Below are 10,853 nucleotides of genomic sequence, written 5' to 3'. Positions count from 1 at the left end.
TTTCAGCCCTGGTCTTCGTCGCCGAAGGGACTGTCCACTGGCGTCAGACCACATTCGCCCCACGGTCACGCCTTCGAGCGGGGGTAGCAAATGTCAGCACTTCCCTAACCGGGCGCTGCGGTCCATAGTGAAAGCAGTACTACTGCACCGGAGGCGATCATGTTCCTCCTTGGCATCATCCTGCTTGTCGTCGGATTCGTCACCGGGATATCGATCCTGTGGACGATCGGGATCATTCTGGCGGCCGTCGGCGCGGTCTTGTGGATCATGGGCTCCCTGGGGCACGCAGTCGCCGGCCACCGACACTACTGGTGATCTGCCTCCACGCGGCTCTGCGCTGTCCTCCGTGAGCTGCCGTACCAGCGCTGCCCTGCGTCTGGCCGCCTACGGGATCGGGCACGCCGTCGATATGTGCGAACCCCACCCGGGGCGTGCGCCAACCGGCGGGGGCCAGTGGCGCGGGATCAGGCGCGGAGCACGGCGGGCGAGCGGAGCCGGCGGCAACCCCCTGACTCTGCTGAAGCCGGATGAGTTCGCCTGGATCCGCGTGGACGAACCCCGCCAGGGGGAGCTGCAGCGGCTGGGCAAGTACCTGAAGCTGCATCCTCCGGCCATCGAGGACGTGGTCCAGGCCCACCAGCGACCGAAGCAGGAGCGCCACGGCGACATGCTGGCACTCGGGGTGAAGACACTGTGGTTCGTCGGGCAGACCGCGGATGTGGAAACCGGCGAAGTGATGATCTTCCTCGGCCCGTCCTTCGCTGACCGTACGGCACGGGGCGAACGATCCCACAACGGAAGTTGCGCGCCGGCTCGCGGAGCAGCCCCACATGGCACAGCTAGGGTCGGCCAGCATTCTGCACGCAGTGACCCATGTGATCGTAGACGTCCACGCACAGGCCGCCGCCGACATCTGCGTGCAGCTCCGTCGGGCTTCAGCCTCAGCCCGGGTGTGGGCAGGTTCGCCGTCGGCGTCGGGGCCTGTGCCCAGCAGAGCAGCCGACAGTGGTCGACATCAGGATCCGGCAGCCGACACGTGACGAGCCAACTCGGTGGCCAGCCGCCCCATGACGGTGCGGTTGGCGCGCCGCATCGTGGCTCGGACGACGGGTGCCAGCAGGCGGTCGGCGAGAGGGGCGCGTACCCAGGCGTACGTGAACGAAACCTGGCTCCCGCCGCTTTGCAGCGGTTCGATGGTGTACGTGCCGTGGGCCTGGCGCCGGCCGGTCGCGCTGATGTTGCGTTCGACGATGCGCCGCGGCGCGTCGGCCTCGACGACCTCGATGGTGACGTCGGTCTTTATGCCACCCAGCGCGGCGGTGACCGTGGCGCACGATCCTATGCCGCGGCTGGGGCCGCTGTAGCGCCAGTCGGTCAGGTAGTGGTTGGTGAACTCCTCGTGGTGAGCCATGACATCGAGGAAGTCGTAGACCTGCTCGGGCGTGTACGGAACATCGATCGACACGGTGACAGATCGCATGTACCACACGGTACATGGGTCATGTACCAATTGGTACACTCGCGGCGTGATACATACGGACGACTCGCGTCCCGAGGGCGAGGCCGGGCACGTCCCGGACGGGGACCGGCGCGCACAACTAATCGACGCGGCTGTCGACCACGTCGCGGCTCACGGCATCGTGGACCTGAGCCTGCGTCGCCTGGGCGCCGCGATCGGCGTCAGCCACCGCATGCTGATCCACTACTTCGGTTCCAAGGAACAGCTGCTTGTCGAGATCGTCCGGACGTCGGAGCGACGCCAGCGCGGCCTGCTGTCTCTTCTCCGCACGGAGCCCGGTCTCTCACCCGCTGACGTCGCGCGGCGACTGTGGCAGCAGCTGACGGACCCTCGGCTGGCCGGTCAGGAGCGGCTCTTCTTCGAGATCTGCGGGCACGCGTTGCGGGGCCGCCCCGAGGCCGTCCCGATTCTCGAAGGGCTCGTGACGGACTGGCTGGAACCGCTCGCCGCCGCTGAGGTCGCGGCGGGGGCGGACCCTGCCACGGCCCACAACCGAGCCAGGCTGGGACTCGCCACCGTCCGCGGCCTGCTGCTCGACCTGCTCGCCACCGGTGACCGCGCCGGCGTCGACGCGGCGATGGAGGAGTTCCTCCGGCTGTACTACGGCTCGGAGTGACGGAGTCGCTGATCAGGACACACGACTGGGCCCAACGACGTATCACTGTGTGCCGCGCCCCGCCACACGAGCTGACGCCGGCTTGGGCACCAAGGTGCCGTCCATGACGAGCACGCCATTCTCGCGGAGCCTCTCAGCCTGGGTGAACGACTCTGTCCAGGAGGGCCCCAGCGCCGTGATCACGGCCGCCTTCCACTTCTCGCCGCTGCGGTCCGCGAACGAGCTCGTCAACCGCGCCCTCTCGTCCTGGTACGGCGACCTGGTCGTGGTGACCAAGGTCGGCCCCACGCGCGATCCCGCCGGCGAGTGGCTCACCATGGCTCGCCCCGACCAGCTGCGCGGCCAGGTCGAGGAGAACCTGCGCCAGCTCGGACGGGACCACCTGGACGTGGTGCGCCTGCGCCGCGACCCCGGTACGGCCTCGATCACCGAGCACTTCGGCGCCCTCGTCGAACTGCGCCAAGCGGGCCTGACCCAGCACCTCGGACTCTCGAACGTCCGCCCAGAGCACGTGACCGAAGCCTTGACGATCGTGCCCGTGGTCTGTGTGCAGAACGCCTACGGACTGGACTGGCGCCGCGCCGATGAGAGCGGGCTGGTGGACCTGTGCCGGGAACAGGGCATCGCTTTCGTCCCGTACTTAGCCGTCTCCGGCCTGCGGCGCGAGGCAGCCGCAGTCCATGAGGACGACGCGCGCGTCCACGCCGTGGCCCGCGCCCACCATGCGACACCGGCCCAGGTACGGCTCGCCTGGACGCTCCACCGCGGTCCGCACGTGCTGGCCGTTCCCGGCACCACGAACCCGGCACACCTCGTGGAGAACATCGCCGCGGGAGCCCTGCGCCTGACCGAGGAGGAGTTGGCTGTCCTCGACAAGCCGGGCGAGGGTGCCGCCTGGGCCCCTGCCGGCGATGCTCGGCGAAATTCTCCACTGCGTTGAACCCCGGGGCGACCGCTCCCCAACGCGTCCCGCACCGCTTCGGGCGACCCACGCGAGCGTCTGACCGCGGCAAGCCAGGGACAGGTCAGTGCTCCGGCGTTGTGGCGGGATGTCCAGGTTCGAGAAGATCTCTTGCGGGGTGCCGGGAAGGCAGACGCGGTGCAGGGTCAGAGGGACTTCCAGAGGCGGAAGCGGGACTTCTTCGTGAGGGGAGCCGTCCTGCTGTGAATGCGGACTCGACTCTCGCTCGGCAGTTCCGTCTCTCCGGTCAGACGGACCGTCCCGGACGCGTTGATCGTGACAGAAGACTGGGGGACGGCTCGCAAAGCCGACACGTCCGCCTCCAGCGTCGTGAAAGAGCGGTGCTCCAACTGAGCACTCAGTGTTGTGAGGTTGGGAAACACGTCCCGCAGTTCGTCGAAATCAATGCGGTTCTGGACTTCCGCTCTCAGGCGCAGTGACCGGATCTGCGGAAGCGGCGGCAGACGAACGTCCGCAAGGCCGGACAGCTGGGCAAGATCTATGTCAAGGTCGACGAGTTCGGGCACCGCAACCAGTTTCCTCAACTCGGCTGCGGCAAAGGGGGTACTGACATCAGCGGCGAGATGAAGTCTTGTGAGCCGCGGCCAGCGTTCGATGCCGTCGAGTGCCGGCGCGCTCAGAGTCGACGGCCCCAGGGTGAGGCCCCGCAGATGGGGAGGCAGGGGCAGGTTCGTCAGCCTCCCCCAGGGCTGGCGGCTGTTGACGGCGATCGAAGTCAGTCCCCGCAGTTCGGCGAGGGGACTCATGTCCGGCCCTACCGGCATCTTCTCCAACTGCAGATGCTCAATGTTCACGTCGGAGATGTGTGAGTAGTCCTTGAGGCTGCCGCAGTCCTGGAGTCCCAGTGAGCGCAGGCGTGGCGCACCACTGACCAGAAAGCGGAGATCGCGGAAGGAGTCATTGCTCACCAGATGCAGCTCGGTGGGCTCGGTGGCGATCAGCCCCGGCACCATGAGATCCTCCCCGAAGGAGCCGTTGATCTCCAGTGTCATGACTCGACCGATCCGACCGAGTGCGGACAGCTGGGAAACCGTGCTCACGGTGAGGTGCGCACCGGTCAGTTCCATCTCGGACAGGATCTCGTCGACGAACCGCTGGTCGTCGAATGAACTCCAGGCGTCAACCACCTTTTTCCGCACAAGAGCATCAGGATGGTCTCGGAACTGCCGCAGGATCTGGAAGGCATGCTCGCCGCCGATTCGGGCGGCCGTCTCCACAGTGGCCGCCGCCTCCCTGTCGTCCAGCTGATCCGGCCCCGGAAGGAGATCGAGCACGACCGGCCCCGCGCTGGCCAGCTTCTCCGCCGCCTCGGAGTCCCGTGGCGGGAGCAGCAAGGCCGCTCGCTCCTCCGCCTCGCGCCGCACCGCCGGCGCCAGCATGGTGGCGTGTTCCAGGCTGGCGGCGGCAAGCATGTGGAGCCGAGTACGGACCTCGTCGTCCGGCGCGGCGTCTCCCCGCTCCAGCAGGCCGCCGATCAACATGGCCCGTTCCTCGGGGCGGCCGTGGCCCACGGCCATCCGGACCACGTCCTCCCACTGGGGGTCGGCGGCATGTTCCGCGACCTGCGGGAGGTCCTGGGCCTCGACCGCCGCCTTCGCTCCGAGATAGTCCTGGAACGTGCGGTGGACGAAGTCAACGGTCTGCGGGGTGGGTTCACGCAGCAGACCGCTGCGGCGCAGGAGGTGGCGCAGGACATCCCGTGCCCGGTCCGGCGGGGCCACACCGGGCATCGCGGGCAGTAGCCGCTCGATCAGCCTGACCACCTTGTCCTGCTCCGCCTCGGTCTGGCCGTTGCGGATCAACCACCAGGCGAGCTCCTGGAGGAGCTGCCGCTGAGCGTCCTCCGGAATGTCGAAGCCCTCCGGTACGCCCACATCGCGTTCCTTGTCGCGGCGGACAAGCAGCATGGTGAGCGCCGCGCCGTACAACTCCATCCGGCTCTCCGGCAGATAGGTACGGCGATCGCGGTGCAACGCGCAGATCATCGCGCACATCAGCGGATTGGTGGCGAGACGGGCCAGGTCCCTCTTACGTCGCAGGGTGTCCAGCAGGCGCTCTCTGTACCGGTCACGCTCCGGCGCGGCCCCGGCGCTCTCTCCGAAGGCGGCCAGATGCCAGCGCCCTACGAATGCCTCGACATCCTGCTGGTTCATGGGCAGCAGATTCAGCTCGGTGAAGTCCCGGCGCGTCAGCCAGCCCTCGCTCACGGCGGCGGGGCGGGTGGTGATGACGCAGTTGCAGTCCGGGTACGCGGCAAACAGTCCGGTGAGCCATTCCTGGGTCCGGTCCCGGTCACGTTCGGGGATCTCATCCACACCGTCGATGAGAAGCAGCGCACGGCCGGAGCGCATCACCTCCTCCGCCCAGTCGGGCGGCGGGCTGAGCGGAGTGCCGGTGGCAGCCAGGAAATTGCCGGGACTGGGCAGAGCCCCCTGCCTGATCAGTGTGCGCAGCGGCAGGACAAAGGGCACGCAATCGTCGAGATGGCCGAGCCGATAGCTGAAGTCGTCCCGGGCCGCGGTGATGGCCAGCCACTGGATGAGGGTGGTCTTCCCGGATCCGGCCAGACCGCGCAGCAGCACCCGGCGCCTTCCGGACAGGGCGGACTCGACGCGCTGACGGCCGCTGGACACCTCGTGCCTGGGGACGGTTTCCAGGAAGTCGGCGCGCTCCTGGCTGCTCTGGTGGGACAGCTCCAGGCTCAGGTAGGCGGTGTCGAGCGGCCATTGCGCATGGTCACTCCTGCTGAAGTCGAGCCCGAAGATGCGGAGTTCGCCGTAGTTCCGCTCCACGTACGCACGGTAGTCGGATTCGAAACCGACGCGTGGTGCGCGACTCCGTCCCGCGTCTTCCAAGGTGGGAAGCTCTCCGAGGTGATCGAAGTACGCGTCGTAGAAACCGGCGACGATGTGGATCGCGGTCGCCGGGACGGCAGTGAGACGACCGTGCTGCCAGCCGTCGGGGTCGGTGGTCACCACACCCACCAGCAGCTCCCCGTCGAAGAGAGCTGCCCCGGACATCCCCGCCCACGGGGAGCTACCGTCCTGCCGGGGCGCCGGCGGCGTATGGACGAGGTCGAGCACGTAACCGCCACGCACCATGCTCGACCCCGGCTTGAGCGTACCGACCAGCTGCTCGCTGTCGAGCTGTCCTGCCCCACTGCGTTGAACAGCGGGGAAACCGATCGCCTGGCAGTCGGGGCGCGGTTTCAGATCGCTGGTCTGCCCCCAGCGGACCGGCCCCCAGCCAGCGGCGGTTTCGGGTGCGACCAGGTCATCGGCGGCCAGTAGCAGTGCCACATCGCAGTTCTCGTGGGTTCCCTCCCAGACCGGCCGGCAGGGGATCCGTCCACGGCCCTCGGGGACGATGGCATGAACGCTGTCGCTGCCCACAATGACATGGGCGGCGGTGAGGACCAGCCGTGGACCGAGGAGATATCCGCTGCCCTGGCGAGAGGCACCCAGGACGGCGGCGATGCGCTCCTTGCGCGGACCGGACACGGCGCGTCCCCCGCCTACTCGGTGCGGCCGAAGGCCGACGTGTCAGCCGGGGCGTCGTTGCCGACCTCCCAGCCACCTCCCGTACGCGCGTTCTTGGGCCGGAGTGTGAAGCTGACCCTGTGGGTGTGCGCCTTGGACCGGCCGGCATCGGCGTCGGCCGAGATCACCCACGCGCGCACACCGGACTTCACACGCACGTCACGGCGCAGTTCGACCGTGAACTCCAGATGGATGTCCCCTACCTCGAAGGACAGTTCACCGCCGGTTCCGCATGCTGCGGCGGTGAGCAGCTCATCGCGTACCGCTTGGACCGCGTCCGCCAGCTCGATCCCGTCGATCCCGGTGAAGTCGTCATTCACCTGGTCAACGCTATGCCAACGCGCCTGCCCGCGCCATGAATTCGGGACTCGGCGTCAAGGGGGAGGAGGTGCGCGCGATGGTGCGCAGGCCATCGGTGGTGCGGCCGGTGAAGTGCACGGCCGAACGCTCCGGGTCCGGGTCGCCCCGTCTGAGAGACGGCCTGCGCTGTCTCCTCGCCCTGGCCGGTCAATTCCAGGCAGGTGACGCACGCGACACGCCGGGCCAGAGCGGCCGCGGTGACCGGTCGACGAGCTTTGGCCATCTCAACTTCGTGACAGCGCAGACGTTTCTGATCACTCAGAGGTGAAGGTCCGGCCGTCCGAGGAGGGCACGGGTCAACAGTCCGCTGGAGATGCCGAGGCCGGTGGCCGCGGCTGCCCACCACGGCGCCCAGGGCAGGAGCCCGAGGGCCTGGTCGGCCGACCAGCGGCCGGGTCCGGTGAGCGAGAGTGCTGCGGGGACGACCACGAGGACCAGGGGGTATTCGTAGCCGTCGTGTTGTACCCACAGCCCGTTGTGCCACTTGACGGTGGCTGCGACCGTCATGACTCCCGCGGCGATGGTGGCCGCCAAGGGGGTGAGCGCGCCTGCGCACAGCAGCAGGCCCGCGGTGATCTGCCCGAGGCCCGCGGCGGCCGCGGTGAGGCGGCCGCCGCGGAAGCCGTCCGCTCGGAACTCTGCCGCTCCGCCCGCTATCCCGTGGCCGCCGAGGCGGTGGCTGACCTTCTGGATTCCATGCCCGGCGAGCAGCAGGCCCACGGCCAGCCTCAGGATGAGCAATCCGGTGTTCATCGCACTTCCTCATGCGGGGGTAGGTGGTGAGGGGGTGGTGAGTCTCCGTGCGTCACAGCACGAAGCAGGCGTCGAAGATCTCGGGAGCGGTTTCGGGGGCGAAGCCGCGGGCGGCGCGCCACTGGCGGTGCTGTTCGGACTCGGCGACGGCCTGGCCGAGCAGTTCGGCCTGGCGGGTGCCGGAGATGCTGGGCTTGACGGTGGCCTGGTAGCCGCCGAAGTGCGCCACCGGGCTCCAGGCGGGGCTGACCGCTGGGATCGGCTCGTCCAGGCCCTCGTACTCGCCGATGGCGTAGACGATCCGGCCACCGACGACGGTGAGCAGCGACTCGATGTGCGGGATGTCCTGCTCCGGGACGGTGAAGAAGTCGTCGGAGAGGATGGCCAGGTCGCCGTAGTAGCCGGGGGCCAGGATGCCCTTGACGTCCTGTTCGCCGGTGAGCTTGGCACCGGCCTGGGTGTACATCTCCAGGGCGGTTTCGCGGCTGACGCGGTTGTTCGGCGGATAGATCGTCAGGTCGCCGACGGTGCGGCCGGCGACCAGCCAGTGCAGTGCGACCCAGGGGTTGTAGGAGGAGACCCGGGTGGCGTCGGTGCCGGCGCCGACGGTCAGACCGCGGTCCAGCATGGCGCGGATCGGCGGCGCCTCAGCGGCGGCTCCGGGGCCGTAGCGGCGTACGAATGCCTCGCCCTGGAAGGACATCCGGTTCTGTACCGACAGGGCGCCGCCGAGGGCGGCGATGCGGTCGAGGCTGTCGTGGGAGACGGTTTCGGCGTGGTCGAACAGCCAGCGGTTGCCGGCGGGGAAGAGGCCCTCGGCGGTGAGTTTCTCGAAGACGGCGAGGTCGCGGCGGATCGTCTCGTCGTAGGTGGCGTGCAGGCGGAAGCCCCAGCCGTTTTCCATCAGCAGGCGCACGGCCTGCTCGAACTCGTTCTCGTATGCGCCGAGTTCGGGGCGGGGCTGGGTGAAGTTCTCGAAGTCGGCGGCGGCCCAGGTCAGGTTCTCGCCCGCGCCGTTGAGGCGCAGCCATTCGTCGCCGTCGCCGGGGCGGACCATCTCGATCCAGCGCTTGAGGTCGGCGATTTCCTGTCCGCCGGTCTGGGGGAAGAGGTGGTAGGCGATGCGCAGCGACAACTGGCCGTTCCTGGCCAGGTCGATGACGGTGCCGTAGTTGTCGGGGAAGTTCTGGAATCCGCCGGCTGCGTCGATCGCGGAGGTCAGGCCGAAGCGGTTGAGCTCGCGCAGGTAGTGACGGGTGGAGGTCTTGAGGTCCTGGCCTTGCAGGGTGGGGGCCTTCGCCAGCGTCGAGTAGAGGATCAGGGCGCCGGGGGCGGCCAGCAGCATGCCGGTGGGCTCACCGCCCGGGCCGCGGACGATCTGCCCGCCGCGGGGGTCGGGGGTGTCCTTGGTGAAGCCGGCTGCCTGGACCGCGGCCCGGTTCATGATCGCTGACTGGTAGAGGTTCAGTACGAAGACGGGAGTGTCCGGGGCTGCGGCGTTGAGCTCGGAGATGGTCGGCAGGCGCTTCTCGGCGAACTGGTCGGCGGAGAAGCCGCCGACGACGCGGACCCACTGGCCCTTGGGGGTGCGGGCGGCCTGCTCGCGGAGCATGGCCAGGCCCTGCCGAAGGGTGGGCACGCCGTCCCAGCGCAGTTCCAGGACGTAGTTCAGGCCGCCGCGGATGACGTGCAGGTGGGAGTCGTTCAGGCCGGGGATCACCCGCCGGCCCAGCGCGTCGATGACCCGGGTGTTCGTGCCGATCAGGTGCAGTATGTCGGCGTCGTCGCCGACCACCGTGACTTTGCCGTCCTTGATCGCGACCGCGCTCGCCTGCGGACGGCGCGGGTCACCGGTGTGGATCTTGGCATTGCGCACCACCACGTCCGCGATGTGGGCCGCGGGGTATTCGATGCCCAGGTGCACATTGCGCACCGTGGCCTCGGGGGCGTTCTCGGCGGTGACGGGAAGGCCAGCCACAGGCATTGTGGCCATGGAAATCATCTCCAGAGGGTGGGGGTCTCAGAAGCTGTGTGAGGAGGGATCGGCTGCCGCGGGTTCACGGCAAGGCCGGGGAGTGGCCGGGGCTTTGAGTCAGCTGGAGGACGAGCCGCGCGGTACCGCAACGACGGCGGCAGCGGTACCGATCGTGCCGGCCAGAAGAGGCCAGCCGAGCCCCGTGTGCCGCACGAGCAGAGCTCCCGCGAACGCGCCTGCCAGCATCCCCGACACCGAGGCCAGGCGGCGGCCGGCACGCGGATTGGTGCCGCCTGCCAGAGTCGAGTCGGATGCCAGTCCGGTCAGAGTGAGCGTCAGCACCGTCGTGGTCACATCCGGCACGGCGAGTTTGCGTACCGTCCCGTTGCGCAGACCCATGGCCAAGGCGATCAGGGCGATGAGCACATCGACCGCGTGGCTCGCGGCGAAGGCGACGACGGTAGCCGTGGCCAGCAAGGCCGTTTCAAGAATCAGGATCAGTCGCAGCCAATGTGGCGCGGTGCGACGGCGCATCACGGTTTCCAGACGGCCGGCCACCAGCGCGCCGAGAAGGAAAGCGGCCAGCGACACCAGCGAGCCGAGCACCGAGAAGCCGGGGACGCCGGCGGCGGCGAAGCCGATGATGACCACGTTGCCGGTCATGTTCGCGGTGAAGACATGCCCCAGCCCCAGATAGCTGATGGCGTCTATGAGGCCGCTCACTGCCGTCACGGTCATGAGGGCCGGCAGCAGCGGCTCACGGCCGCCCGGTGCTCGCTGAACCGGCGGATGATGATGGGTAGTCACTGTCGTCTCCTTGGGATACGGCCCGTGCTCGGTCCGGCTGCCTCACCGGAGACCTCGTCCGCCGCAGTCGGTCCTGAACGCGGCAGCGCCCCGGGGTCAGGCGCCCAACGGACCGTCCTTCACGCGCAGTTCCGCGTCCACCGGCGGTGGATGGCGTCTCTGCCGCTGAAGCCGTCGAACGCTGTGGACATCAAGGTCCAAGGCAGGGGGCTGGTGCCGGCCCGGACGAGTCGGTCTCGGGCCGGCGACCAGGTCGGTGGGTCAGCCCGCGGCGTGGGCGCCGATGACGGACTGGGCGTAGA

General features: G+C 68.7%; 9 protein-coding genes. 3 read left to right on the top strand and 6 right to left on the bottom strand.

What is annotated here, in order from left to right; translation table 11 throughout:
- Positions 1-159: 159 nt before the first annotated feature.
- Positions 160-315: a DUF6131 family protein gene (locus AB0L95_RS36270; protein ID WP_365169655.1), complete on the top strand. Its 156-nt coding sequence runs from the start codon at positions 160-162 to the stop codon at positions 313-315.
- 700 nt (positions 316-1,015) lie between these two features.
- Here the strand turns inward: AB0L95_RS36270 and AB0L95_RS36265 are convergent.
- Complete coding sequence (locus tag AB0L95_RS36265) at positions 1,016-1,480, bottom strand: SRPBCC family protein (protein ID WP_365169652.1); 465 nt, start codon at positions 1,478-1,480, stop codon at positions 1,016-1,018.
- Positions 1,481-1,526: 46 nt separating this feature from the next.
- On the opposite strand from AB0L95_RS36265, the gene AB0L95_RS36260 reads away from it, so the two are divergent.
- Both AB0L95_RS36260 and AB0L95_RS36255 read left to right on the top strand, forming a co-directional pair.
- Complete coding sequence (locus AB0L95_RS36260; RefSeq protein WP_365169649.1) at positions 1,527-2,135, top strand: TetR/AcrR family transcriptional regulator; 609 nt, start codon at positions 1,527-1,529, stop codon at positions 2,133-2,135.
- A 103-nt stretch (positions 2,136-2,238) separates the two neighbouring features.
- Positions 2,239-3,075, top strand: coding sequence for an aldo/keto reductase (locus AB0L95_RS36255; RefSeq protein WP_365169647.1), 837 nt, complete (start codon positions 2,239-2,241; stop codon positions 3,073-3,075).
- A gap of 167 nt (positions 3,076-3,242) precedes the next feature.
- Here the strand turns inward: AB0L95_RS36255 and AB0L95_RS36250 are convergent, their stop codons facing one another.
- The 5 genes from AB0L95_RS36250 to AB0L95_RS36230 form a co-directional block, all read right to left on the bottom strand.
- Positions 3,243-6,617, bottom strand: coding sequence for an NACHT domain-containing protein (locus tag AB0L95_RS36250; protein WP_365169645.1), 3,375 nt, complete (start codon positions 6,615-6,617; stop codon positions 3,243-3,245).
- Between the two features lie 14 nt (positions 6,618-6,631).
- Positions 6,632-6,976: a trypco2 family protein gene (locus AB0L95_RS36245; RefSeq protein WP_365169642.1), complete on the bottom strand. Its 345-nt coding sequence runs from the start codon at positions 6,974-6,976 to the stop codon at positions 6,632-6,634.
- Between the two features lie 298 nt (positions 6,977-7,274).
- A complete protein-coding gene (locus AB0L95_RS36240; protein WP_365169640.1) occupies positions 7,275-7,769 on the bottom strand; it encodes a DoxX family protein in 495 nt (164 codons plus the stop codon).
- Positions 7,770-7,821: 52 nt separating this feature from the next.
- Complete coding sequence (locus AB0L95_RS36235; RefSeq protein WP_365169636.1) at positions 7,822-9,762, bottom strand: amidohydrolase; 1,941 nt, start codon at positions 9,760-9,762, stop codon at positions 7,822-7,824.
- A gap of 99 nt (positions 9,763-9,861) precedes the next feature.
- The gene (locus AB0L95_RS36230) at positions 9,862-10,551 is read right to left on the bottom strand and encodes a YoaK family protein (RefSeq protein ID WP_365169633.1); all 690 of its coding nucleotides are present in this window, start codon (positions 10,549-10,551) and stop codon (positions 9,862-9,864) included.
- Positions 10,552-10,853: the final 302 nt, after the last annotated feature.

Source organism: Streptomyces sp. NPDC052036 (genome assembly GCF_040680495.1).
GTDB lineage: Bacteria > Actinomycetota > Actinomycetes > Streptomycetales > Streptomycetaceae > Streptomyces.
Note: the sequence above shows the minus strand (reverse complement) of the source record. Positions and strands in the feature narration are given on the sequence as shown.